Below are 24,826 nucleotides of genomic sequence, written 5' to 3' on the forward strand. Positions count from 1 at the left end.
GCTAGAGGAGAGAGCCGATGCACCGGATGATTCGCCAGACCTGCTCGCTGATCCTGGCTGCCGCCTCCTTCGGCCTCACCGGCTGCGGCCGCGACGCGATGGCCCCGACCGTCACCCCCTTCGTCGCCAAGAAGGCCGCAAGCGCCCAGAGCCCCGCTCAGACCGGCGCCGAGCTGGGCGGCCTTCCCGCCGTGACCCTCCCCCAGGACCAGGGCCTTTCTGCCGACTTCGGTGACGCCTCGATCGTCGCTTCCTTGCCCGGCGCGGGTGCCGCCCTCGACTCCGAGGCCCCCTCGGACGCCAGTGCCGACGGCGCCGACTTCACCCTCAGCCGCCCCATGGCCGTCCGCAACCAGATCATCGTCCAGGTCAAGCCCGGCGCCGCCTACCAGGTGGCCCGCTTCGCCCAGGAGACCGGCTCGCGCGTCGTCCAGAGCATCGACGTGGGCACCCGCTTCCAGGTCGTCACCCTGCCTGCCGGCATGAGCGTCGTCGACGGGATGGCCAAGTACGGCGCGGCCTCGGGCGTCGCCGCGGTCATGCCCAACCGCATCTACGGCGTCACCGCCTCGGCCGCCGAGCCCAACGACCCCTACTTCGGCAAGCAGTGGGGCGCCGACAAGATCGATGCGAGCGCCGCCTGGGCCAAGAACATCGACGCGAGCGGCACGACCGTCGCCGTCCTCGACACCGGCGTCGACTACCGTCACCCCGAGTTCGGAAGCCGCGTCATCCGGGGCTGGAACTTCGCCGACAACACCAGCGACGTGATGGACCGCTTCGGCCACGGCACCCACGTGGCGGGCATCATCGGCGCCGGCGGCAACAACGGCGTCGGCGTCGCCGGGGTGGCCTGGAACGCCAAGATCCTCGCGGTCAAGGTCCTCGGCGACAACGGCCAGGGCTCGACGGCCGCCGTCATCAGCGGCATCCGCTATGCCGCCGACATGGGCGTCAAGATCATCAACATGAGCCTCGGCTCGCCCGACACCACCGTCGACCCCGCCCTCTCGACCGCCATCGCCTACGCCAACGCCAAGGGCTGCCTGGTCATCGCCGCGGCCGGCAACAACCACGGCGAGGTCGGCTCGCCCGCCAACGACCCCGGCGCGATCGCCGTCAGCTCGACCTCCAAGTTCCTCTTCTGGGAGTACATGTCCTGGTTCTCGAACTCCGGCACCAAGATCGAGGTCTCGGCGCCCGGCGGCAGCATCTACTCGACCCTTCCCCTCGATGCCAACAAGACCGGCGCCACCGGCTACGGCAAGCTCTCGGGCACCTCGATGGCCGCTCCCTTCGTCTCGGGTGAGGCGGCGCTCATCTGGGCCAAGCACCCGAGCTGGACGGCCCAGCAGGTCCGCAACGCCATCACCAGCGGCGTGGACCACAAGGGCAGCGCCGGCCGCAACTCCCGCTACGGCTACGGCCGCATCAACCTCGAGAAGGCGCTTTCGCTTTAAGCGAGACCAGACGCGACGAAGGGGGCGGATGATTCCGCCCCCTTCGTCGCGTCTGGATTCAGGAGAGGTAGCCCTTGGCGCGGAGCTTGGCCTCGTGGTGGGCAAGGAGCGCCTGCAGGTCGATCCCGTGCTGCTCTTCGAGCACGTACATCATGGTGGCCGCGGTCTGGGCCACGTCCAGAAGCTCGCTTCCCACCAGGCCGAGGGCCTCGCCCTCGCTCAGGGTGGTCGCCTCGCCCGAGAGGCCGCGGAGCTTGCCGATGGCCTGGGCGAGCTCGCCCGCTTCCTCCATCAGCTTGAGGGCCGTGGATTCGAGCGACGGGCGCAGGCCGTCGAGTTTGGGGAAGCTGAGGGCGCGGCGTGTGGTGGTCATGGCCCCATGCTAGCACGACGACTGTCGTTCGTCGCCTTTCAGGGGCGCCGCGGAGTGGTTAAATGGTCCCGTGACGCGCCCTGGGGGGCGCATCGGAGCCGCAGGAGCCGCCATGGCCGCTGGGAATGAAGGGCTGAGCCGGGATGGGCCGAATCCCTGGCTCGGGCGTTACTGGCCCCTGGTACTGACGCTGTGCCTGGGAATCCTGCTCTCGTGTCTTTTCGCCCTGCGGGTCGCCGCCTATCAGCGCGATCGCGACCACCTGGTCTTCGAGCGGCACGCGAGCGACGTCGCGGGCACCCTGCGCGTGACCATAAGCGCCTACGAGGCCCCCCTGGCCAACATCCGCGCCCTCTTTTCCGCCTCCAACAAGGTCGAGCGGCACGACTTCGCGCTCTTCACGCTCGAGACCCTGGAGCGCCTGCCCGGGATCCTCAGCCTCGCCTGGCTCCCGAGGGTGCCGGGGGATGAGCGCGAGGCCTTCGTGGCGGCGGCCCGGCGCGGTGGCCTCACGGGCTATCGCTTCTGGCAGTGGGGCGAGCAGGGGAGCAGGGTGCCGGTCCCCGGGCAGCCCGAGTACTTCCCCGTCCTTTACGCCGTGCCCGAGCGCCTCGACTGGAGCCTCCTCGGCCAGTGCAACGCCTCGGCGGATCGTTTGCAGGCCCTCTACCGCGCGCGGGACACCGGTGAGCTCGCGGTGTCGAACCTCGCGCCGCTGCGCGTGCATGGCAACCAGCCCGGGATCCTGATGTCGCTTGCGATCTACGCGCCCGAGGCGCGCCCCGCGAGCCTCCAAGCCCGCAGGGCGAAGCTCGTAGGCTTCGCCATGATGGCGCTCTCCTTCGAGCGCCTCTTCGCGGACGCCCTTCGCCAGACGGACCTCGACGGCCTGCGCTTCCGGCTGATCGACGAGACCGCGCCGCCCTCGGCTCGGCTCCTCTACGCCAGCCGGGGGGATGATTCGCGCTCGGAGGCCAGCATCCGCGAGGGGGTGAACTGGCGCCTGAGCCGGGTGGTCGGGGGGCATCGCTGGACCTTCCTCTTCTATCCCGCGGCGTCGCCCTCGCCCTGGGGGGGCTGGCTGGCGCTGGTGGGCGGGTTCGCGGCCACGGGCCTGTCGTATCTTTACCTTCACGCTTTGCTCAGCCGCACCGCACAGATCGAGGCGACCGTCGTCCAGCGCACCCACGAGCTGTCGCGGACCAACGAGCGCCTGGCGTACGCCCTCTCGTCCCGCGAGGATGCCGAGCGGGCGCTCAGGGAGACCGAGAACAAGCTGCGTGCCGTCATCGACCACACGACGGACGCCATCTTCATCAAGGACCTCGCGGGGCGTTACCTCCTGGCCAACCCCGCGACCGCGGCCTTCCTCGGGAAGGCCCCCGAGGAGATCCTCGGCAAGGACGATCGGGCCTTCTTCGGTGCCGAGGCCGCGGGCTGGCTGATGGCGAAGGATGCCGGGATCATGCGCGAGGGAGGGGTCTCGACCGGCGAGGAGGCGCTCACCTTCAAGGACGGCAAGCCGCGCCTGTTCTTGTCGACCAAGTTCCCCTTCGTCTCGCCCGAGGGCAGGACCCTCGGCCTGATCGGGATGAGCCGGGACATCACCGATTACAAGCGATCGCTCGACGAGATGGTGCGCCGCACCGCGGAGCTCGAGCAGACCAAGGAGCTGTCGCGCCTCAAGGACCACTTCCTTTCCACCCTCTCCCACGAGATGAAGACCCCGATCTCCTTGATCGTGGGGTACGGCGAGCTCCTGCAGGACAAGTACGCGCCCGAGCCCCTCATCACCGGCCTGATGGACGGCTGCCGCCGCCTGACCGAGCACATCAACACCATCCTCGACTACAGCGCCCTGCTCTCGGGGAGCCTGCCCCTGTACTGGACCGAGGTGGACCTCGCCGAGGTGCTCGGCCAGGCGTGGTCCCTGGTCGAGCGGGACTTCGAGGCCAAGGGCCTGCACTGGGAATACACGATCGACCCGCAGACGCCCCCGGTGTGGGGCGATTTTCGCCGCATCACCCAGATCCTGCGCGAGCTGCTCGACAACGCCCGCAAGTTCACCCCCGCCGGCGGGCGCGTGGGGGTCCGGGTCGCACCGGAAGGCGACGGGGTGCGGCTCGAGGTGTGGGACACCGGCCAGGGCATCCCGCCCGAGGCGCAAGAGCGGATCTGGACGGCCTTCACCCAGATCGAGACCCAGGACGCCGCGCGGTCCGGGGGCCTGGGACTCGGCCTCACCATCGTCAAGCAGCTCGTGGAGCTGCACCGGGGGAGCGTGACGATGGGGTGCCGGCCGGGCGAAGGGTGCCGGTTCTCGGTCCTCTTGCCCACGCGGCGGCCCGGGGCGTGACGGCCTCTTGTTGACAGCTTCCGGGCGAGTCGCTAGGTTGGAGGCCTCGCTCCCATAGAAAGGATCCCCCTCATGGACAACCTCACCCAGCTCGGCAAGCAGACACGTTTCCCCCAGACGCCCGAGGAGGCCAAGCTCGAGAGCTTCCCCAACACCCACCCCGGCCGCGACTACCTGATCCAGTTCACCTGCCCCGAGTTCACCGCCTTCTGCCCCATCACGGGCCAGCCCGACTTCGCCGAGATCCGGATCGAGTACACCCCGGACGCGCTGTGCGTCGAGCTCAAGAGCCTCAAGCTCTACCTGGGCTCCTTCCGCAACGTCGGCATCTTCCACGAGAACATCACCAACCGCATCCTGGACGACCTGGTCGCCGTGCTCTCGCCCCGCTACATGCAGGTGGTGGGGGACTTCACCGTCCGCGGCGGCATCAAGACCGTCGTGACCGCCACCTACCGCAAGTAGGGGATCGGAGGGGCCCATGCGCCACCGGCTCGCCCTCGGGTTGTTCGTCGCCCTGCTGCCGGCGTGCGCCGGGGCGGGCCTTCATGAGGAGGTCGCGGTGCGCTTCAGCACGCGCTCGGATGCCGTCGTGATCACCCAGCGCCACACCACCGGCACGGTGGGCCCCCAGTACTTCCACGAGGACACCGTCGTGGTTCACGGCGACGGGGCGTGGCAGGCGACGCGCGTCTACCCCTTCACCGACCCCGAGCGCCGCGAGGCCCTGGGGGCGGGCACCCTCTCGCCGGAGGGACTGAAGGCCCTGGTGGACGTGGCCGCGGCGCAGCCGCGCTTCCTGGATCTGCCCGCCGTGTCGGACGACCGGAGCATCGGGGGGGGGACGCGCCGGATCGAGCTGGCTCTCGAGAGCGGCACCCACTCGGTCTCGGTCTCGGGGCGCGCCCCCGAGGCCTTCGAGCGCTTCGACCAGGCGATCGCATCGGCGACCGTGGCCCTGACCCCCTGACCGGAGCCATGGGCGAGGCCCGCGAATATTGGTTCGCGGGCCTCGCCCATGGCATCCTCGGCCTCAGCGCTGCTGGCCTTCCTTCCACTGCATGGGCATGTAGCTGTTCTCGCCGGTCTGCAGGTAGATCCGGTCGAGCGCCTTGGGCGGGGTCTTGCCGGGGGTGATCGGGCCGCCGCCGCCCCCTTCGGCCCCCTGCGCGACGTTCGCGTAGAGGTTGTAGCCTTTATCCTGGCCCACCACGCGCATCTGGCCCTGGGGGAAGGTCACGCGGTGCTGGGCGTCCTGGACGGGGACCCAGTCGTGGCCTCCATGCTGGACGACCAGGTTCGGCTTGGCGGCCGGATCGTAGTAGGCCGTCTGGTGCGTTCCCCCGCGCGGCCAGAAGCTGATCGCGATCGGGATCAAGAGCAGCGCGAGCAGCAGGAAGGGCCACAGGGGCATGGATTTGCGCGGATGCTCGGGAGGAAGGTGCTCCCGATCCGGCTCATGCTTGGCATGCAGCTTCGCCATGGTGGCCTCCCCTCATTCCTTCTTCAGCTCATCGATCCTGTTGCGCATCTTCTCGGAGAGGGTCTTCTCGTGCCGCTCGGGCTCGGTGCCGGAGAACTCGAGCTCCTCTTCGCGCACCTTGTCGTGGATGACCTTGTTCTCGGTCTCGACCTCCTTGCGCAGGATGATCTCTTCCTTGACGTAGGGCACCTTCTCGACCACGGCCTCCTCGGCCATGATCGACATGCGGATCTCCTTGTCGCCCTCTCCGAACTTGCCCTCGGTGAGCGGCTTGTTGACGGGGTGCCGCTCGATCTCGACGTGCTCCTTGCGCAGGGAGACGGTCTCCTCGACCGGAACCTCCTCGACCCGCTTCCTGGCGATCACCTCGCCGACCTGCGTGCTGCGCTTGCCGACCTTGAGCCGCTCCTCGATCAGGTTCAGGCGCTCGCTCTCGTGCTTGAACTCGGCGCGGCCGTAGTCGATCCCGGGCTCCTTGAAGAGCGTGGAGTAGGCCTGGGCTCCCTTGGTCATCGTGCCGCTCTCGTCGTAGACCGCGAAGCGGGTCGTGTCCTGGGCGCCCGCTTCGCGGAAGGTCGCCGCCTTCTTGGTCTCGTCGATGTCGATCAGGCCGATGGGGACCAGCCGGATCTGGTTTTCGACCTTGAGCCCCATGTAGCGGATGGGCAAGTAACCTCGGCTGTCCTCGTGGTCGTGCTCGGTGTCGACCAGCAGACTGTCGATCTCGCCCACCTTCTTGCCGAGCCGGTCGCTGACCGCCCAGCCCCGGATATCGGGTTCGCCCTCCGCCACGTGATAGTCGGGGAGGTCCTGTAACCGCCGAAGCATAACCGTCCTCCTTCCAGGATGGGGGCGCAGGCCGTCGTGGACGGGCGAGCGCCGGAAGCGCCTGCGTTTCGGCCATCTTCCCCCTCGCTTTCAGGGATGTAAATGCACGAACGGAGGATGGTGCGCCGTGCCCATGCGGCGCTCGGGTTGGCGGTACAATGAGGGGGATCGCTGAACGAGGAGAACCCGCCCGTGTCGGAACACCGCTTCGCTTCCCCCTCGCTCCCCACGCACGCCTGGGCCCTCTACGACTTCGCGAACACCTTCTTCGCGATGAACATGCTCTCCTTGTACTTCGCCCTCTGGGTGACCAAGGACATGGGCGCGCCCGATCTGGCCTACTCGACGGCCCTTTCCGCCTCGCTCCTGGCGGTCGCGGTGGCCTCGCCCTTCTTCGGGGCCCTGTCGGATCGCCTCGGCAAGCGCACGCCCTTCGTTGCGGGCTTCACCCTGCTCTGCTGCCTCTGCACGGCGCTCCTTGCCCCCTTGATCGGCTTTTTGGGCGCCGGGGCCCTGGTGCCCGCCCTGGTCCTGTTCTCGATCGCCGTGTTCGGCTACAACCTCGCGCAGGTCTTCTACAACGCCCAGCTCCCCGACCTGGCTCCCCCCGAGCGCCTGGGCCGGATCTCGGGCTACGGCACGGCCATCGGCTACGCGGGCTCGTTCGTCGGGATGCTCCTCGTCATGCCCTTCGTGACCGGGAAGATCCTCGCCTGGCAGACGCCGATCCCGGGCGGCGGCAACGTCGGGGCGTTCCTGCCCACCGCCCTCTTCTTCATGCTCTTCGCCCTGCCCCACCACCTCTTGGTGCGCGATAGCGCCAGGGCGGGCACCAGCGCCCGGCTCGGAGGAGGTCGCTCCTTTGGGCGCCTGGCCGAGACCTGGCGCGCCGCGCGGGGCATCCCCGGCATGGTCCCGTACCTGTTCGCCAACTTGCTCTTCTTCGACGCCCTCAACACCGTCATCGGGTTCATGGCCGTCTACGCGGTCAAGGTCGTGGGCTTCGACGAGCAGAAGCAGGAGGTCCAGCTGGTCCTCCTGCTGGCGACCCTGTTCGCGGTCGTCGGCGCGTGGGCCTGGGGAAGGCTGGTGGATCGCCTGGGCGCCAAGCGCACCCTCTCCTTGAACCTCGCCTGGTGGGTTCTTTCGCTGGGGGCCATCATCCTGGTGCGGGACAAGACCCTCTTCGCCTGGGTGCTGGGCCCCGCGGTGGGCGTCGCCATGGGAGGCACCTGGACCGCGTCGCGGGCCCTGCTGTCGCGGCTGGCCCCCCCCGATCGCCAGGCCGAGTTCTTCGGGCTGTACTCGCTTGCGGGCAAGTTCGCCGCCGTCATCGGGCCCATGACCTGGGGGCTGGTCACCTACGCCTTTTCGGGAGCGCCCGTCCTGAAGTATCAGCTCGCGATCGCCTGTCAGCTCCTCTTGGTGCTGGCGGGCGGAGTCTTGCTCTCGCGCGTCCCGGAGCCCGGCGAGGCGCTGCCCTCACAGGGCGATCTCGTGGTCGGCTAGGGCCTCGATGAAGGCGGGATCGTGGGAGACGAACACCAGGGTCCCGGGGTACTGCGCAAGGGTCGCTTCCAGGGCCTCGCGCGCGTCGAGGTCCAGGTGGTTGGTGGGTTCGTCCAGCAAGAGGATGTTCGCGCCGCTCAGCAAGAGCCTGGCGAGCGCGACCTTGCCCCGCTCCCCGGCGCTCATGGTGCGGATGGGCCGCTCGATGTGCGCGGCACCCACCCGCAGGCACGCGAGCAGGGTGCGGACCCGGCTCGGGTCGGGATCGACCGAGAGGCAAAGGGCGAGCGGGGTCTCGGCCGGGTCGAGGTTCTCCGCCTCCTGCGCGTAGTAGCCGATCTTGACGCCGCTGCCCCGGCTCACGGTGCCCGCGTCGGGTGTCACGAGCCCCTGCATCATCCGTAGCAGGGTGGACTTGCCCGTCCCGTTCGGCCCGGTGACGGCCCATCGCTCGCCCCGCCGGATGGTGACGGACAGGTCCTCGAACAGGTCCCCCGCCTCGAAGCCCTTGCGGACGGCGGAAAGCTCCAGCACCACGTCCCCCGAGCGGGGCACGTTGGCGAAGCCGAGCGTCGGGATGGGGGCCTCGATCCGGGGCTTCTCGGCGGGGGCCTCGCGGGTCACGCGCTCGCGCAGGATGCGGGCGGTCTTCTGGATCCGGGCGGCCTTGGCCCCGTAGAAGTCCTTGCTCAGCCGCGCTTCGGGCGGGGCCTTGTCGACCTGGGCCGCCAGCCGCATGCGCTCCTGGGCGGCGCGCTCGGCGGCGGCTGCGCGCCGCGCCTGGGCCTCGTAGCGCTCCCATGCCTGGCGCTCGCGCAGGGCGCGCTGCTCGCGGTAAAAGGCGTAGCCGCCCTCGTGCACGGTGAGGGTGCCGCCGCGCAGCTCGAAGGTGCGGCGGGCCATGCGAGCGAGCAAGGTCCGCTCGTGGGAGACCAGGACGTAGGCGCACGAGAGGCGCTCCAGGTAGCCCTCCAGCCACTCGCGGGCCGCAAGGTCCAGGTGGTTGGTGGGCTCGTCGATGAGCAAAAGGTCGGCGGGCGTCAGCAAGAGCTTGGCGAGCTCCGCGCGCGTGCGCTGGCCGCTCGACAGCCGTCCCATGCCGAGGCTCAGGGCCGAGGCCTGGAAGCCGAGGCCCGCGAGCACGCGCTCGGCCTCGGCTTCCAGGCGATAGCCGCCTGCCGCCTCGTACTCGGCCAGCGCGTCCGCGAACGAAAGGGCCGCCTCGGGCTCGTCGAGCCGGGTGCTCAGCTCCTGCTGGCGCAGCCGAAGCTCGGCGATCGCAGGCACCGCGCCCAGGACGTGGTCGAGCAAGGGGAAATCCGGCGGGGCGCTGGATTCTTGCGGCAGGTAGCCGAGGCGAAGCCCCGGCTGGCGTGCGATCTCGCCTTCTGTCGGTGCGAGCTCGCCCGTGAGCAGCCGCAGCAGGGTGGATTTGCCCGCACCGTTGGGGCCGACCAGGGCGATGCGATCGCCCGGACGGATGTCGAAGGTGAGATCCAGGAAGAGGGGAAGGGTCTGTCGAGGATGGCCGAACGCCACCCTGGCCACGTGCAGCAAGCTCATTCGCGAACTCCACCATGGGCCCCTCCGCGTTGCGGGGGCAGCCGGGTCGGGAGACTGGGAATGGCTTAGATCTTCATCGGGCGGACAAGACCTCCAAAAAAGAAGCGGTTTGCTTACTTAAACGCCTGGCTCGGGACCTGTCAAGCCCTGGGGGCCGGGGAGGCCCAGTTCCCCGACTTCAGGCGCTCGCCGTCGGCGGCCCACTTGCCGAGCTGGTTGGGCGGCACGAGGCGATCGCCCCGGCGAAGCCTGCGGCAGCGGATCGCCCCCTCGCGGGTCTGGACGAGGATGCCCGAGGCGTTGACCGAGAGGACCGTGCCGGGGCTCGCGCCCTGCCGGCCCTCCTCGGCGCTCGCCTCGAGCACCGCGAGCCGCTCGCCGCGCGCGGTCAAAAAGGCGCCGGGGTAGGGGCTGCAGGCGCGGATGGTCCGCAGGATCTGCTCGTCGTCGGCATTCCAGTCCAGCCGCCCCTCGCGCAGCGAGAAGAAGGGGGCCGGAGTGCTCTCGGCGGGCTGGGGGCGCGGGTAGAGGGTGCCGTCCTGCACCCCTTCGAGCGTCTCGAGCAGGATGGCGGGCGCCGCCTTCGCCAGGCGACGGATCAGGCGCTGGGCGTTGTCGCCCGGCCGGATGGGGTGCCGGTGCTGCAGCAGGATCGGCCCGGCGTCCACGGTCTCTTCGAGCAGGTGGACGGTGAGACCCGTCTCCTCGTCTCCCGCCCAGATGGCGCGGCTGACGGGGGCGGGCCCCCGGTGGCGCGGCAAGAGCGACGGGTGGACGTTGATGCCGCCGTAGGGGGCGATCGCGAGCACCTCGGGGGGCAGGACCTTGTCGAAGGTGGCCACCACCAGAAGGTCCGGCTTGAGCGCGGCGAGCCGGCGCACCAGCGAAGGGTCGCGCAGGGTCTCGGGGGTCAGGACCGGCAGGCGGCGCTGCTGGGCGATCTCGGCGACGCCCGGCGGCTGGCGACGGCCGAAGAGGCGCTGGAGGAGGGTGCGTTTCGGGGAAGCCAGGGTGACGACCCCGGCCACCTCGTGGCCGGCCGTGAGGAGGGCCGAGAGGCATGCCTCCCCCATGACGTCGACGCCGAAGAACAGGATTCGCATCAGGGCTCCTTGGGAACGGGGGGATTGGCCTCGCGCAGCGTGAAGCGCCGCTCGGCGCAGATGGAGGTCCAGTCGCAGCCTTCGCAGACCTGGGCCATCAGCTCGGCGTGGTGGTCGTGGATGTGGGCCATGGTACTTTCGAGCTCCACCACCTCGCCCTCGCGCCAGCCCATCGCCTCGATCAGGCGGCGATCGCGCGCCCCGATCGAGGCCTGGTAGCGGCAGCTCCCTTCCTCGTTCGGATCCTGGAGGTTGGGGCAGGCCCGGCACAGCGGGTCCGCCACGCTGATCGCCCGGGCGTGGGAGTAGGCCCCGTCGCGCAGGTCGTGCCAGACCCGGTTCATGTTGGCCACGAAGTCGGGAGAGTAGCCCTTGCCCTGGTAGGTGGTGACGCACATGAGGTGATGGGCGCGCAGCGGCAGGGTTTTGACGGGGAGCTCATGCATGCCTCTATGCTACCATCGCTTTCGCCTTTTTCGCCTTCTCAGCGAATCCTCAGGATGCTCTCAGCCCTCTCTCGGTTTCGGGCGCTAGAGTGAAGCCATCGAGACGGGGGCGAGCGCCCCCGACCAAGCAGAGGAGTCCCGTCCATGACCATCCGCATCAAGCCTTTCCTCGCCGCCCTCTCGGCCGTCGTCGCCCTTGGCGCCGGTGCCGCCATGGCCGCCGAGCAGCCCGCCGCGACCGCCACGACCGCGAAGCCCGCCGTGACGACCAAGGTCGTCACCCCGGCGAAGGCCGCCCCCGTCAAGGTCGCCACCGTCAAGGTCGCCACCAAGGCCACCAAGGCCACCAAGGCCACCAAGGCTCACGCCAAGAAGCACGCCGCCAAGAAGTAGACTCCCCTCGCGGGGCGGTCCCTGGTAAGATGGGGCCGCCCTTTTTTTTCGGGAGCGATCGCCATGGACGCCGGGTCCCAGGTCCCGAAGGCCCGTATCCTCATCATCGAGGACGAGCCCGACATCGCCGAGTTCATCGCCGCCGAGCTGCGCTTCGAGGGCTTCGAGGTGCGCGTGGAGGCGGACGGTGCGCGGGGATTGGTCGCCGTGCGCCAGGAGAGCCCGGACCTGGTGATTCTCGATCGCATGCTGCCCGGCATGGACGGCCTCGAGATCTGCAAGCGCCTGCGCCGCGCCTCGGACGTCCCCATCCTCATGCTCACCGCCCGCGGCGACGTGGCCGACCGGGTCGAGGGCCTGAACAGCGGCGCCAACGACTACCTTCCAAAGCCCTTCGACCTCGACGAGCTGCTGGCGCGCGTCAATGCCCAGCTGCGCGCTCGCCGTCCCGCCCCCAGGCAATACTTCGAGGTGGGCGAGCTGAGCCTCGAGCTCGAGAGCCGCGAGGTGCGGCGCGCGGGCGAGGAGATCGCGCTGACCCCCAAGGAGTTCGACCTGCTCGCCTACCTCATGCAGCACGCCCGGCAGGTGAAGCCCCGCGAGCAGATCCTCCAGGCGGTCTGGGGCTACGACTTCGAGGGCGAGGACAACGTGCTCGAGGTCTACATCCGCTACCTGCGCAACAAGATCGAGCGCGAGGGCCTGCCCAAGCTGATCCACACGGTGCGCGGGGTCGGCTACGTGATCAAGGATCGTGGCGCCAGTTGAGCATCCGCCTGCGTCTCACCCTGCTCTTCGTCGCGCTGCTCGCGGCGGTGGGACTCGCCCGCAGCATCGCGGTCCTGGAGGGCCTCTCGAACACCCTGCACGGCATCGCCCTTTCCGACGCGCACAGCCGGATCCGGCAGCTTCGGGACTACCTGGCGCTGCGCCATGCCGAAGAGCACCGCCTGGGACGCAACCTGCGCCTCGACCGCCCCGAGGCCCTCCCCCGCGCCTTCTCCGACGACGGCATGCTGCTTCAGCTCACGGCCCCCGACGGCCGGATCCTCAACCGCAGCGCCAACCTGCGCGCCTCGCGCCTGCCGCTCCCGGCGCATGCGGGGAGCCGGGCGGTCTCGCTCTCGCTCGGCGGCACGTCGCCGGAGCGCCTGCTCCTGGTCTCCGAGCCCCTGCAGCTGGGGCACCATGGCCCGGCCGGCTGGATCCAGGCGGCCTACCCGCTCGACGCCATCGACCGCACCACGCACCGCATGACCCTGGTCGAGCTGGGGGTGGGCCTGGCCTCGCTCGTCCTGGCCTTCGCGGTCGGCTACTTCTTCGCGGGGCGGGCCCTGTCGCCGGTCGCCGCCATCACCTCCGAGGTGGGGCGCCTGACCCGGCGCGACCTGCATCGCCGCCTGGAGGTGGGCCCTGCGCCCCACGACGAGATCGATCGCCTCACCCTCACCTTCAACGGCCTGTTCGATCGCCTCGAGGAGAGCTTCGAGGCGCAGCGGCGCTTCGTGGCGGACGCCTCGCACGAGCTGCGCAGCCCCCTGACCGCCATCCACGGCCATCTGCAATTGATCCGGCGCCGGGGCGACGCGAATCCCGAGCAGGCCAAGGTCTGGCTCGAGACCGCCTCGCGCGAGGTGGGGCGCCTGATCCGCCTGGTCAACGAGCTCCTGGACCTGGCGCGGGCCGAGGGACAGGCGCTGATCGCAGCCCCCGCGCCGGTGGAGCTCGGGGCGCTCGCGCGCGAGGTGGCCCTCCAGTTCCAGGTGATCGCCCCGCGGATCCGCGCGGAGGTGGGCGCACCGCTCTGGGTGCGCGGGGACGAAGATCGCCTGCGCCAGGTGCTGATCAACCTGGCGGACAACGCCGTGCGCGCCACCCGCGACGGAGGCGACGTGCGGATCGAGGTCAGGCGCGAGCACGACTCGGCCCTCGTCGTGGTCGCGGACACCGGCGGCGGCATCCCGCCCGAGCGCCTGGAGCGGATCTTCGATCGCTTCTACCGGCTGGATGCCGCCCGCGGCAGGGAGCGCGGGGGGGCGGGTCTGGGCCTGTCCATCGCCCAGGCCATCGTGCGGGCCCACCGGGGCGAGATCTCGGTCGAGAGTGCCCCGGGGCAGGGGGCGCGCTTCACCATCCGCCTGCCGCTGGCCTGAGAGGCGCCTGATCGAAGCGAGCGCCGGGTGGTATCATGGCCTCCTTATGGCAATGGACGAAAAAACACTGAAGATGCTCGAGTGGCCCCGCGTCGTGGAGCTGCTCTGTGAACGCGCCACCACCGAGTCGGGCAAGGACCGCTGCAGGGCGATCGAGATTCACACCGACCTGGACGCCGTCTCCCACGCGCTGCGCCTGACCACCGAGGCCAGAGGGCTCTTGATCGAGACCCAGACCTTCCCCATGGGCGGCCTCCAGGATCTGCGCGGCGCCATCCGCCGGCTGGACCAGGGCGCGGACCTCGACGGCCACGAGCTGACGGCGATCGCGCACACGCTGGTCGCCGCGCGCCGGCTCAAGAGCTTCCTCTCGGATCACGACGAGGAGTTCCCGGCGCTCGCCGAGCTCGGCGTGCCGATCGTGCCCCTGCCCAAGCTGACCGACGAGATCCTGCGCTGCTTCGACCCCTCGGGGGAGGTGGCCGATCACGCGAGCCCCGCGCTCGGCGCCATCCGCCGCAAGCTGCACGAGACCCAGGGCGAGATCCGCACCCGTCTCCAGCGCATGCTGCGCTCGCACGCGAACGCGCTCCAGGAGACGATCATCACCATGCGCGGCGAGCGCTTCGTGCTGCCCGTGCGCTCGGACGCCAAGGGCCAGGTGCCGGGCATCGTCCACGACCAGTCCTCGACCGGCATGACCCTCTTCATCGAGCCCATGGCCGTGGTCGACCTGAACAACCAGGTCACCAAGGCCCACCTGGACGAGCGGGACGAGATCGCCCGCATCCTCGCGCGCCTGACCCAGCTGGTCTCGGCCAACAGCGAGGAGATCCGCTGGACCATGGAGGCCGTCGCCGAGATCGACTTCACCTACGCCAAGGCCCGGCTCTCCATGGCCCTCGACGGCCACCACCCGCGCCTCGACCGCGAGGGCGCCACCGTCGTGTACGGCGCGCGCCACCCCCTCCTGGTGGCACGGGGGCTCTCGAGCGAGACCAAGGGCGCCAAGGTCGTCCCCATCGACGTGGGGGTGGGCGATCGCCACCAGGTGGTCGTCATCACCGGCCCCAACACCGGCGGCAAGACCGTCACCCTCAAGACCCTGGGCCTGGTCACCCTCATGACCCAGGCTGGCCTCCACCCGCCGGTCGCGCCCGGCTCCCAGGTGGCGGTGTTCCGCAAGGTCTTCGCCGACATCGGCGACGAGCAGAGCCTCCAGCAGAACCTCTCGACCTTCTCGGGTCACATGCGCAACATCATCCGGATCACGACCTATGCCGACCACCGGACGCTGGTGCTCCTGGACGAGCTGGGCGCGGGCACCGATCCCCAGGAGGGGGCGGCCCTGGCGCGGGCCCTCATCGACGTGTTCATCGAGCGCGGCAGCCGGCTGGTGGCGACCACCCACTACGGCGAGCTGAAGCTCTTGGCCTACGAGAAGTCAGGGATCATCAACGCCTCGGTGGAGTTCGACGTCAAGAGCCTCTCGCCGACCTACCGCCTCTTGATGGGCGTGCCGGGCCAGTCCAACGCCATCACCATCGCCTCGGCCCTCGGCCTTCCCCCCGTGGTGGCGGCCTCGGCCAAGGAGTACCTGAGCCGGGGCAAGGACGATGCCGCCGAGGTCATCTCGCGCCTCGAGGCCGAGCAGCACGCCGCCGCGGTCGCCCGCGCCGACGCGGACCGCAAGCTGGCCGAGGCCGAGCGCATGCGCGCCGAGTACGAGGCCAAGCTCGCCAACTGGAGCCAGGAGCGCAAGGACCTGCGCGAGAAGGCCCGCGACGCCCTCGACCAGGAGCTCGAGTCCGCCCGCGCGGAGATCGCCTCGGTCACCCGCGAGCTCCAGGGCGCCCGGACCGCCCAGACCGCCCAGAAGGCCCACGACCGGATCAGCAAGCTCAAGCACCGCATGCAGAAGACGGAGCGCCCGGCCAACACCGTCAACGCGCGCACGCTGCTGGTGGGCGATCGCGTCTTCCTGCCGCGCCTCAACCAGACGGGGATCGTCCAGTCCCTGCCGGACGCGAGCGGCGAGGTCGTGCTCCAGATCGGGATCATGAAGGTGACGGCCAGGCTCGCCGAGCTGCAGATCGAGCCCAAGGGCGGTGACAAGGGCGCAAAGGCGGCCTCCAAGGCAAGCGCGCCGGAGCCCCAGGCCTTCAAGCCCTCCAGGAAGGCCGGCCGCTCGGGCGCCGAGGAGCCCGGCCGCCAGGCCGGGATGGAGATCGATCTGCGCGGCATGATGGTTCACGAGGCGATCACCGAGCTCGAAAACTTCCTCGACACGGCCATGGAGGCCGATCTCAAGAGCGTCTGGATCATCCACGGCGCCGGTACCGGTGCGCTGCGCAAGGGGATCCGCGATCACCTGAGGACCAGCCCCTACGCCGCCTCGTTCCGACCGGGCGGGCACGGCGAGGGCGGCGACGGGGTCACGGTCGTCCAGCTTTCTTGAGCCGGTTAGGCCGGGGTTAATCCGAACCTCCGACGGGGATCACGTGCGCGATGCGCGTGATCCCCATCACCGTCAGGGCCTGGATTTGCGCCCCTCGATGTCAACAAGTTGCGAGGGTGGTGAAATTTAATTTCAGTTTCCGGCGAAATTAACTCATACTTAACGGTGGCCCGACAAGATCCCGCGCCGTGCCCCGTATAAACACCTTGTGAACAGCGGGCTTGAATGAGAGCGGGCCCGGTGAGACGTGAGGAGAGCGAAAATGAGCAAGGTCGTCGGTTACATCTGGATGCACCCCGAAGCCATCAACGCCGAGAAGGTTCGCGCCGAGCGCCATGCGATCGAGGCCTACTGCGCGGCTCACAACCTCGCCCTGGACGGGATGCAGGTCGATGCCGGCGCCCTGGGCAACGCCCTCGAGCGGCCCGAGATGAAGGCGATCGCCGAGAAGTCCGAGATCACCGTCGTCGTCGCCTCGATGGTCAGCCTCGGCCGCCGCTTCCACGACGTCGCTACCGTGCTCGCCGAGTTCAACCACAAGGACATCCGCTTCATCAGCGTCGAGGAGAACATCGACACCGGCCGCCCCGACGGCCAGCAGCTCCTCAAGCTCTTCGTGACCATTCCCCAGGTCGCCAGCTGGGTCCGCGCCCCCAAGCCCGCCGCCGAGACCAAGGTCTTCGTCCGCAACCGCGAGGTGCTCCACAACGGCGGCACCTGCCCCTACGGCTACACTCTCGACGAGATGACCAACCAGTTCGTCGTCAGCCGCACCGAGGCCGCCGTGATCCAGCGCATCTTCCACGAGCGCGCCGCGGGCCGCAGCCTTCGCCAGATCGCCAACGACCTCACCCGTGATGCGATCGCCACCAAGCGCGGCGGCCGCTGGCAGGCCAACACCGTTAAGACCATCCTCGAGAACATCTTCTACACCGGCGACTACCAGTGCCAGGGCCGCCTCTACCCCAACGACCACGAGGCCGTCATCTCCAAGGACCTCTTCGCCCAGGTCAACTCGGCCCAGGAGATCCTCCAGGTCTGCTAGGCAGCTCTCACGCTCTCTCTCAAACAACGCTCTCTCAACCCTCGGGGGGCCGACTCAGTCGGCCCCCCGAGGGTTTTATGGCGCCCGTTCGCTGAAGTCGAAGGCCCCGCGACACTGCCGCGGGGCCTTCGGGGCACGGGGTCACGCCGCTGGCGCGGGAGGCCTGTCGTTTTTCTCCGAGCGTGCGAGCAGCGCGAAGTCGATGCACAGCTCCTTGCCCGAGGCCCAGACGCCCCGGAAGCCCCCGATGACGGCCGCTGCGATCGACGCCCCCCAGGTGGCCAGGGGGCGAGGGACGTTGAAGCTCCCGAGCTGCAGCCGCTCGATCTGGAAGTTGAAGGTGCTCTCTGCGGTCTGGCGTGGGGCGACGTCGCTGCGCAGCGGGATCTTCCAGCCGAAGAGGTCGAGCTCGCCCTGGATCTGGAGCTTCTTGTCGTCGGCCACGTGGACCGCCAGGGACTTCACCAGGCCGCCCGAGGGGATCGCGACCTTCTCGCAGACGTCGGTGGTGACGATGCCGTACTTGGCCTGGCCGGACACCGTCGCGTGTCCTGCATCGGTGAAATCCACCCGGAAGTCTCGCCCGTGCTCACCCGCCAGGACGTCGGCGACCTTGAGCTCCACCTGCACGGGGATGAAGCCGAGGACATCCTTGCGGACGCTCAGATTTCCTTGCGGGTTGAGGGCGATGCCGCCGCCAGCCTGCACCGGGCCGGGCTCCGGCTCGGAGGCGCGGCGCGAGGGCTGGGGGGTGCCGGGGCGGATGGGAGGGATCATGGCGCGCTCCTCTGGAGTGGGGGCTCCATGGTTATCGGCAGCCCGGCCCGAGAAGCTGCTAAAAAGCGCCGGGGCGTTCCTTGAAAGGAACGCCCCGGCGCAGCGAGGTTCTAGGCTTCGAGGAGCTTGAAGAAGGTCTTGCCCATGACGATCTCGTCACCGGCCTTGACCAGCTGCGGGCTGCCCGGCATCAGTCGCGGGCCGCGGTTGACGTAGGTGCCGTTCAGGCTGCCGAGGTCCTCGACGAAGTACTCGCCCTCCTCGACGAAGAGGCGCGCGTGCTTGCGCGAGATCTTGGCCTCGGCGTCGTCCGAGGTCAGATCGACCTCGGGGAAGGATCCGCCGTCCGGATCCCAGCGGCCGACATGGGTCTCGCCCGAGATCTCGAGAACGAACTCCTTGCCGACGGTCCCGCCGCGGGTGATGACCAGCTTGGCGCGGTAGCTCGCGGGTGCTCCGAGCGTTCCCGGCTGGGGGTACGAGGCGGCGACATCCGAGGCGGGGACGCTCGAAACGAGCTCCAGCTTCGCGCCGCACTCGTCGCAGAACTGGATGCCCGACTGGTTTTCGTGGCTACAAGCCGTGCAGACGCTCATCGCTTTCCCCCTAGGCCTGGAAGAACTTGAAGAAGGTCTTGCCCATGACGATCTCGTCGCCGTCCTTGATGGCCTGGGGGCTGCCGGGCAGGAGGCGCGGGCCGCGGTTGACGTAGGTGCCGTTGAGGCTGCCGAGGTCCTCGACGAAGTACTCGCCGTTCTCGATGAAGATCCGCGCGTGCTTGCGCGAGATCTTGGCCTCGGGGTCGTCCGACGTCAGGTCCACCTCGGGGAAGGCGCCGCCGTCCGGGTCCCAGCGGCCGATCAGCGTCTCGCCGCCGGTCTCGACGGCGAACTCCTTGCCCACGGTCCCGCCGCGGGTGATGACCAGCTTGACCGTGGCGGCGATGGAATTCGTGGTGTCGCTCATCCTGGGGTTCTCCTCATGAATGCGGTGGGGGGCGAAAGGAAAGAGGTGAGATCTAGGAATACTCGGCGAGGTTGACCAGCACGACGGTGATGTTGTCCTCGCCGCCGCGCTGGTTGGCCAGGTTCACCAGCTTGCGGGCCGCGAGGTTGGGCTCGGCGGCGTTGATGACCACCTCCTGCAGCTCCTCGTCGGAGACGTGGCCCGTGAGGCCGTCGCTGCACAAGAGCAGCCAGTCCCCGATCTTGAGGGGCCGCTGGTACAGGTCGACCTCGACGTTCGGGTAGGTGCCGAGCGAGCGATAGATCAGGTTGCGCTGCGGGTGGATCGCCGCCTCCTCGAGGGTGATCTGGCCGATCTCGACCAGGCGCCCGACGAGGCTGTGATCGCGCGACACCTTCTCGATGCCCTCGCGGTTGATCAGGTAGGCGCGACTGTCGCCCACGTGCCCGATGAAGACGTTCTGGCCGAAGACCAGAGCGGCGGTGACGGTGGTGCCCATCCCTGAGAGGTCCGCGTTGTGGCGGCCGGTCTCGTAGATGCGGGAGTTCGCGTTCTTGATGGCCTGCTGCATGGCCGCGCGGATCTCCTGGGCCGGGTCGTCCACCCCCTCGTTGAGGTTGACCAGCGCCTCCTGGACGTGCGAGGTCACGGCGTCCACGGCCAGAGCGCTCGCGATCTCGCCCGCGTTGACCCCGCCCATGCCGTCGGCGACCACGTACAGCCCGAGCCCCGACTGGGTGGACTGGGTGGTGAAGGTCAGGTCGAAGACCGCGAGGCTGTCCTCGTTGCCCGTCCGGACGATGCCCACGTCCGAGCAGTGGCCGGCCCGGCGCTGGGGGTTGTTGATCAGGGCGAGCAGGTGGGCCTTGAGCTCCTGCACCGTCTCGAAGCGATCGTCGGGATCGGGCGCGAGCATCTTGCGGACGATCCGCTCGATCTGCGGGTGGATCGCCTCGTTGAACGCGCTGAGGTCCGGCAGGTTGAAGCGCGTCTCCTCGTTGGGCCAGTAGCTCTCGGGGGAGTTGCCGGTGAGCAGGTAGTGCCACAGGGCGCCCAGGGCGTAGATGTCCGAGCGCTCGTCGACCTTGCCGCTCAGGTACCCGAACTGCTCGGGCGGCGAGTAGCCGGGCGTCGAGTCGGTGGGGACGGGGCAGGGCAGGATGGCGGCGCGGTGGAAGCCCGTGAGGCGCACCCGCTGGAAGTCGGGGGTGACGACCACGTAACGGGGCTGCAGGTCCAGGTGCAGGATCTGCCGGCGGTGGAGCTGGCCGATGGACTGGCACAGCTGGATCATCCAGTCAAGGGACTGCTGGACGCCGATGGCGGTGCCGTTGCGCAGGAGGTAGGCCAGGTCGCGCCCCTCGAGCTGCTCGATCACCAGGTAGGCGCGATCGCTCGCCTTGAAGATGTCGAGGGCCTTGACCACGGTCGGGTAGGAGACCGAGCGCAGGATCAGGAACTCGTTCTGCCAGGGGTTGTCCCAGGCCTTCTCCGCCCACTCGCTCTCGGGCAGGGCGCTGGTGCTGGCCTCGTCCTCCTTCTCCTTGACGATGACCACGAAGCCCGTGGCCTGGTCGATCGCCCGGTAGAGGTTGGCGCCGTTCTTGTACTCGAGGAAGCGCTCGACCGCGTAGCGGTTGGCGAGCAGGGTGTCCGCTTCGAGCGGCGCAAGGGGGCTGGTCGCGGAGCCGCGGTCGGAACGAGGCGAGGTCATGGCTCGTGGCTCCTTTCTTAACGGGCGAGCATCCACCAGAGGCCGGCCGAGATCACGAGGGCGGCCGCGACGGCAGCCCCCGCGATCAAGAGGCGCCTGGGGAGGGTGGGGCGCTCGGTCCGGCCGGTGGCCTTGGGACGACCGAGGTGGCCCGTTGCGGCCCGGTAGATCTGGCTGGACGTGGAGGCGTGGTGGGCGGCGATGTAGTTGCGGCAGTGGGGGCAGAACTGGCGGCCCTTGGAGATCTGCTCGCCGCAGTGGGGGCAGGTGCGCACGGCGTTGCTCGCCTCGCCTCCCACGCGGATCAGGGCGACCAGCATGTCGTCGGCACTGGCGTAGCGCTTCTCGATGTCGGAGTCGAGGGAGCGCATGACCAACTCCTCGGTCGCGTCCGTGACCTCGGGGTTGAGCTGGCGCACGGGCGGGAACGAGAAGGGGGCCTCGTTCTGAGGGTCGCGCCCGGTGAGCATGTAGTGCATGGTCGCCCCCAGCGCGTAGAGGTCGGTGCGGGGCTCGACCTGGCCGCGGTACTGCTCGGGGGGCGCGTAGCCCTGGGTGCCGATCATGGTGCCGCGGGCCGTGGGGTTGAAGAAGCGCGCGATGCCGAAGTCGACCAGGTAGATCTTGCCGAACTCGGTGAGCATGAGGTTGGCGGGCTTCATGTCCCGGAAGATGATGGGCGGCTTCTGGTGGTGGAGGTAGCTCAGCACGTCGCAGACCTGGATGGCCCAGCCGATCACGCTCTTCTCGTCGAAGGGGTTGTTGGACTGCTCGCAGATCCGGGCCTCCAGGTCCGAGCCGTTGATGTACTCCATCACGATGTAGTGGCGGTTCGACTCGGTGAAGCGGTCGAAGACCTCGGGGATGGAGTTGTGCTTGAGGCTGGCGAGCATGTCCGCCTCGCGGTAGAAGTTCTGCATCGCCGTCTCGCGCTGCTCGCCATCGGCGAAGTGGTCGAGCATCTCCTTGACGACGCAGACCTTGCTCGAGAAGCGGGTGTCGTTGGCCAGGTAGACGGCGCCCATCCCCCCCTGCCCGACGAGCTGGGTGATGCGGTACCGGTCCTGCAGCAGGGTCGAGGGCGACAGCAGGCCGCTCGCGCCCACCGAGCCCGCGGGCTGGGTGACGTGCGAGCTCGAGTGGGTCGCGGTCACCGCCCCCTTGAGGGGCTTGCCGCAGTCGCAGCAGAAGCGGTTCTCGGCGTTGTTATCCGTCTGGCAGTTGGAGCAGATCAACTTAGGGGGAACCTCCGCAGCCGCGGGGTGCCGAGTGGCGCCCGTCGGGACAGCTTGGGCATGGTCTTGGGCCAGGAGCTACCATTTGAACAAGTTTAGCACAAATCCGAGGTTGTTCGTCTGGCCGGGAGCCCCGCCCCCGGGCGGTTCCCCGGTGATGTAACCGGTGCTCCATGCCGAGGTGTCGCCAATGGCGAGCACCAGGCCCTGAGCGTAGGGCTGGGCGACGGCGATCGCAGGCCCGCCGAGCGTGGCGGCGACGCGGTATCCGCCGTCGCCCGCGCGCGCGATGGCGCGCGCCGTGGGCGGGGCGAAGATCGAGCAGGCCTCGTAGAAGGTGACGCCGCCCGGCATGGCATGCGGGGCGGGCAGCTCGGGGGCGGCCACCTTGATCCAGCCGGGCTGGGCGGAGTTCGCGGTGGTGCGGACCAGGTCGGGGCAGAAGGCGAGGCCGAAGGGCCGGGCGATGCGGTTGAGCGCCTCGGGCGAGTAGTCGAGCGCGCCGCCCCACTCGCCCATCAGCACGAGGGTGCCGCCCGAGGCGACGAAGTCCTGGAGGCGGCTTGCGGTCGCATCGGTCGCGAAGGCCGCGCGGGGGCTCGCGACCACCCGCACATCGGCTGCGTCCGAGACGCTGGTCGAGACGGTGAAGTCGGTGCCGAGCGCCGACTTGAGCGCACCCAGGGCGGTGCCGACGGAGGTTGCGCCGAAGGGCTGGGCGTCATTCTCGAAGACGACGATGGGCTTGGTGGCCTGGCGCGCGAGGACGACGCTGCCGAGGGCGAGGTCCGTGCCGTTCAGCGCAACCTGCCGGGTCGAGGGGGCGTGGAGCGCCTTGCGGATGCTGAGGGTGTGCGCTCCGGCTCCCAGGCCCTCGAGGGTGAAGCCCCCGTCGGCCCCCGAGAAGGTCCAGCTCTCGCCCGCGGCGACGCGGGCCCCCTCGATGGGGCCACCGGGCCCCGAGACCGTGCCGCTGATCGTGCCCGCCTGGGGGGTGAGCTCGACGGTGGTCTCGAGGGGGGTCTTGGGGTCGATCGAAAGACCCGTGACCAGGCGGGTCGCGTGGCCCGGGGCCGAGACCCGCAGCGCGTAGGTGCCGGCCTCCAGCGGGTCGAAGCGCATGGGAAGCGCCGAATCGGTGACGCCCCAGGCGGGAGTCGGCCCGACGAGGCTCACGGTCGCGCCCGCGATCCGATCCTGGGTGCCCGCCCGGCGGACGTTGACGCTCAGGATGCCGTTGACCAGGGCCGTGCCGCTGACGAAGACCTGGCGGCTGAGCGTGGGGCTCGGAGCCGGGCCGGGAGGCTGGGGCGGATCGGGAGTGGGCGCCGGGGGTTGCCCGGGGAAGAGGAAGCAACCCGAGAGGGACAGGGTGGCGAGCATCCCGACGAGGATCGTTCGGCGCATCACGGGGTGCCTCCTGCGGCGCTCCACTGGAGCGCCTTGAGCGGGTCGACCAGGCCGTAGCCGGTCTCGTTGCTGAAGCCGCCGGCGGAAAGGGGCTTTGCCGTCGCGATCAGGCGGGCGCGGACCTGGGAGGGGCTGAGCGACTGGCCGCGGGCCCTGGCGTCGGCGATGACGAGGGCCGCCACGCCGCTCACCACCGGGGTCGCCATGGAGGTGCCGCTCAGGACGCCGTAGTTCAGGGGAAGGCGCCCCGACTCGTAGAAGCTGTAGGTCGGCAGCGTCGAGTAGATCCCGTCGTTGAACTTGCTGGCGTCGCCGACGCCGCTGCTGCCCCCGGGGGCGACCAGCGAGACCTCGGGGCCGCGGTTGCTGTAGCCGGGGATGGAGGTTGCGGAGCCCTCCTTGCCCGAGGTGGCCCCGACGCAGATCACCCCCGCGTAGGCCGCCGGGTAGTAGACCGCTCCGTAGCCGTTGCCCGAGGCGATCACGACGGTGACCCCCTTGGCCATGTCGTAGGCCAGCACGTCGGCCAAGAGCTGGCTGGGCTCGGGACCGCCCACCGAGAGGTTGATGACGTCGGCCCCCGCGTCGGCCGCGTCCTTGAGGCCCTGGGCGATCGCGAAGTCCGAGCCCGAGCCGTCGGCGCGCATGACCTTGACCGGCAGGATGGAGACGCCGGGGGCGACCCCCACCATGCCGCCGTTGTCGCCCGCGGCCCCCAGGATCCCGGCCACGTGGGTGCCGTGGCCGTTGCCGTCCTTGAAGGCGTAGGGGGTGTTGCCGGTGCCGAGGGTGGTGTCGCCCTCCACCTCGTCGATATAGAAGGGGGCGCCCTCCGAGGTGCTCGCGACGCGCGTGGAGAGCTTGGGATAGTTCTCGAAGATCCCCGCCGGCACCCTGGCGATGTTGGGGGCGAGATCCGGGTGGCTCGCGTCCACGCCGGTGTCCACCACGGCGACCGTCACGCCCTTGCCGGGCGGCGAGGCCTGCGAGGCGGTGGCGAAGCTCGTGGAGTTCCAGGCCGCGTTCATGTCGATCCCGCGCTGTGCGCGCAGGTACCACTGGTACTGGCTGCTGGCCTCGCTCGGAGCGTAGGCCTGGGTCCGGCGCACGTAGTTGGGCTCGGCGTACTCGAAGGCCTCATGGCGGCTCAGGGCACTGCGCAGGGCCGCCGCGTCGCCCTGGATGGTCCAGCGCTCGGTGTCGGGCAGGATGGCGTCGACCTGCTGGACGCCGTGGGTGAGCCGCAGGGCCTCGCGTTCGCTTTGGCCGGTCTCGGCCTTGAACTTGACGATGAGCTCACCTTCGACCTGGGGGCTCGCCGAGCGCGAGGCCCCGGGGGCGGTGCCCCAGAAGGCCTGACAGCCGGTGACGGCCAAGGTGAGGGCGAGTGCCGCCCCGAAGAACCTCCCCCCCCTGGATGGGGGGGGCGAGGGGGGGGTGATCTCGAACGCCTTGGCCCAAGGGCGGGCAGCTAAGGACACGAAGGCCTCCTGGGAGTGGATCCGGACAACCCTTCTTTACCCAGAACGGCCGATCCTGGAACGGCGGCCGCCG

Annotated in this window: 23 protein-coding genes; 10 read left to right on the forward strand and 13 right to left on the reverse strand. The window is 69.6% G+C overall.

Annotated features, from left to right (window positions below):
* Window positions 1–17: 17 nt before the first annotated feature.
* Complete coding sequence (locus V6D00_02710) at window positions 18–1,460, forward strand: S8 family serine peptidase (protein HEY9898071.1); 1,443 nt, start codon at window positions 18–20, stop codon at window positions 1,458–1,460.
* Window positions 1,461–1,518: 58 nt separating this feature from the next.
* Here V6D00_02710 and V6D00_02715 read toward each other — a convergent pair whose 3' ends face one another.
* Window positions 1,519–1,833 carry a MazG-like family protein gene (locus V6D00_02715; GenBank protein HEY9898072.1) on the reverse strand — a complete coding sequence of 105 codons (315 nt, stop codon included), beginning with the start codon at window positions 1,831–1,833 and terminating at the stop codon, window positions 1,519–1,521.
* A 112-nt stretch (window positions 1,834–1,945) separates the two neighbouring features.
* On the opposite strand from V6D00_02715, the gene V6D00_02720 reads away from it, so the two are divergent.
* The 3 genes from V6D00_02720 (at window position 1,946) to V6D00_02730 (ending at window position 5,159) form a co-directional block, all read left to right on the forward strand.
* Window positions 1,946–4,189 carry a CHASE domain-containing protein gene (locus V6D00_02720; protein HEY9898073.1) on the forward strand — a complete coding sequence of 748 codons (2,244 nt, stop codon included), beginning with the start codon at window positions 1,946–1,948 and terminating at the stop codon, window positions 4,187–4,189.
* A gap of 72 nt (window positions 4,190–4,261) precedes the next feature.
* Window positions 4,262–4,654, forward strand: coding sequence for a preQ(1) synthase (gene queF / locus V6D00_02725; protein HEY9898074.1), 393 nt, complete (start codon window positions 4,262–4,264; stop codon window positions 4,652–4,654).
* Between the two features lie 16 nt (window positions 4,655–4,670).
* The gene (locus tag V6D00_02730; protein ID HEY9898075.1) at window positions 4,671–5,159 is read left to right on the forward strand and encodes a hypothetical protein; all 489 of its coding nucleotides are present in this window, start codon (window positions 4,671–4,673) and stop codon (window positions 5,157–5,159) included.
* Window positions 5,160–5,222: 63 nt separating this feature from the next.
* Here the strand turns inward: V6D00_02730 and V6D00_02735 are convergent, their stop codons facing one another.
* Window positions 5,223–5,672, reverse strand: a complete 450-nt coding sequence (locus tag V6D00_02735; protein HEY9898076.1) for a hypothetical protein — start codon at window positions 5,670–5,672, stop codon at window positions 5,223–5,225.
* A 12-nt stretch (window positions 5,673–5,684) separates the two neighbouring features.
* Window positions 5,685–6,500, reverse strand: a complete 816-nt coding sequence (locus V6D00_02740) for a DUF2382 domain-containing protein (protein HEY9898077.1) — start codon at window positions 6,498–6,500, stop codon at window positions 5,685–5,687.
* A 192-nt stretch (window positions 6,501–6,692) separates the two neighbouring features.
* Here V6D00_02740 and V6D00_02745 point away from each other — a divergent pair, with 192 nt between their 5' ends.
* Window positions 6,693–8,009 (forward strand): MFS transporter, encoded by a 1,317-nt coding sequence (locus V6D00_02745; GenBank protein ID HEY9898078.1) that lies wholly within the window; start codon window positions 6,693–6,695, stop codon window positions 8,007–8,009.
* Here the strand turns inward: V6D00_02745 and V6D00_02750 are convergent.
* The 3 genes from V6D00_02750 to V6D00_02760 form a co-directional block, all read right to left on the reverse strand.
* Window positions 7,983–9,572: an ABC-F family ATP-binding cassette domain-containing protein gene (locus V6D00_02750; protein ID HEY9898079.1), complete on the reverse strand. Its 1,590-nt coding sequence runs from the start codon at window positions 9,570–9,572 to the stop codon at window positions 7,983–7,985. The two genes, V6D00_02745 and V6D00_02750, sit on opposite strands and share 27 nt — an antisense overlap.
* A 140-nt stretch (window positions 9,573–9,712) precedes the next feature.
* Window positions 9,713–10,675, reverse strand: coding sequence for a methionyl-tRNA formyltransferase (gene fmt, locus V6D00_02755; protein HEY9898080.1), 963 nt, complete (start codon window positions 10,673–10,675; stop codon window positions 9,713–9,715).
* Window positions 10,675–11,121 carry a DUF1284 domain-containing protein gene (locus V6D00_02760; protein ID HEY9898081.1) on the reverse strand — a complete coding sequence of 149 codons (447 nt, stop codon included), beginning with the start codon at window positions 11,119–11,121 and terminating at the stop codon, window positions 10,675–10,677. The genes fmt and V6D00_02760 overlap by 1 nt, the downstream gene beginning before the upstream one ends.
* A gap of 144 nt (window positions 11,122–11,265) precedes the next feature.
* On the opposite strand from V6D00_02760, the gene V6D00_02765 reads away from it, so the two are divergent.
* The 5 genes from V6D00_02765 to V6D00_02785 all read left to right on the forward strand — a co-directional run bounded on the left by V6D00_02765 (window position 11,266) and on the right by V6D00_02785 (window position 17,170).
* Window positions 11,266–11,514, forward strand: coding sequence for a hypothetical protein (locus V6D00_02765; GenBank protein ID HEY9898082.1), 249 nt, complete (start codon window positions 11,266–11,268; stop codon window positions 11,512–11,514).
* Window positions 11,515–11,577: 63 nt separating this feature from the next.
* Window positions 11,578–12,282 (forward strand): response regulator transcription factor, encoded by a 705-nt coding sequence (locus V6D00_02770; GenBank protein HEY9898083.1) that lies wholly within the window; start codon window positions 11,578–11,580, stop codon window positions 12,280–12,282.
* Window positions 12,279–13,667, forward strand: coding sequence for an ATP-binding protein (locus V6D00_02775; GenBank protein HEY9898084.1), 1,389 nt, complete (start codon window positions 12,279–12,281; stop codon window positions 13,665–13,667). Before V6D00_02770 ends, V6D00_02775 begins: the two co-directional genes overlap by 4 nt.
* 52 nt (window positions 13,668–13,719) lie before the next feature.
* Window positions 13,720–16,125 (forward strand): endonuclease MutS2, encoded by a 2,406-nt coding sequence (locus V6D00_02780; protein ID HEY9898085.1) that lies wholly within the window; start codon window positions 13,720–13,722, stop codon window positions 16,123–16,125.
* Between the two features lie 262 nt (window positions 16,126–16,387).
* Window positions 16,388–17,170 carry a recombinase family protein gene (locus tag V6D00_02785; protein ID HEY9898086.1) on the forward strand — a complete coding sequence of 261 codons (783 nt, stop codon included), beginning with the start codon at window positions 16,388–16,390 and terminating at the stop codon, window positions 17,168–17,170.
* 141 nt (window positions 17,171–17,311) lie between these two features.
* Here the strand turns inward: V6D00_02785 and V6D00_02790 are convergent, their stop codons facing one another.
* The 7 genes from V6D00_02790 to V6D00_02820 all read right to left on the reverse strand — a co-directional run bounded on the left by V6D00_02790 (window position 17,312) and on the right by V6D00_02820 (window position 24,753).
* Window positions 17,312–17,947 carry a hypothetical protein gene (locus V6D00_02790; GenBank protein ID HEY9898087.1) on the reverse strand — a complete coding sequence of 212 codons (636 nt, stop codon included), beginning with the start codon at window positions 17,945–17,947 and terminating at the stop codon, window positions 17,312–17,314.
* Between the two features lie 110 nt (window positions 17,948–18,057).
* Entirely contained in the window at window positions 18,058–18,543 is a 486-nt protein-coding gene (locus tag V6D00_02795; GenBank protein HEY9898088.1) for an FHA domain-containing protein, read from the reverse strand.
* Window positions 18,544–18,553: 10 nt separating this feature from the next.
* Window positions 18,554–18,913 carry an FHA domain-containing protein gene (locus V6D00_02800; GenBank protein HEY9898089.1) on the reverse strand — a complete coding sequence of 120 codons (360 nt, stop codon included), beginning with the start codon at window positions 18,911–18,913 and terminating at the stop codon, window positions 18,554–18,556.
* A gap of 52 nt (window positions 18,914–18,965) precedes the next feature.
* Window positions 18,966–20,627: a Stp1/IreP family PP2C-type Ser/Thr phosphatase gene (locus V6D00_02805; GenBank protein HEY9898090.1), complete on the reverse strand. Its 1,662-nt coding sequence runs from the start codon at window positions 20,625–20,627 to the stop codon at window positions 18,966–18,968.
* 17 nt (window positions 20,628–20,644) lie between these two features.
* A complete protein-coding gene (locus V6D00_02810) occupies window positions 20,645–21,862 on the reverse strand; it encodes a protein kinase (GenBank protein ID HEY9898091.1) in 1,218 nt (405 codons plus the stop codon).
* Between the two features lie 78 nt (window positions 21,863–21,940).
* Entirely contained in the window at window positions 21,941–23,269 is a 1,329-nt protein-coding gene (locus V6D00_02815; protein ID HEY9898092.1) for a DUF4350 domain-containing protein, read from the reverse strand.
* Window positions 23,269–24,753, reverse strand: coding sequence for a S8 family serine peptidase (locus V6D00_02820; GenBank protein HEY9898093.1), 1,485 nt, complete (start codon window positions 24,751–24,753; stop codon window positions 23,269–23,271). The genes V6D00_02815 and V6D00_02820 overlap by 1 nt, the downstream gene beginning before the upstream one ends.
* Window positions 24,754–24,826 lie beyond the last annotated feature (73 nt).

Origin of the sequence: Pantanalinema sp., from assembly GCA_036704125.1 — a bacterium.
Taxonomy (GTDB): Bacteria; Cyanobacteriota; Sericytochromatia; order S15B-MN24; family UBA4093; genus JAGIBK01.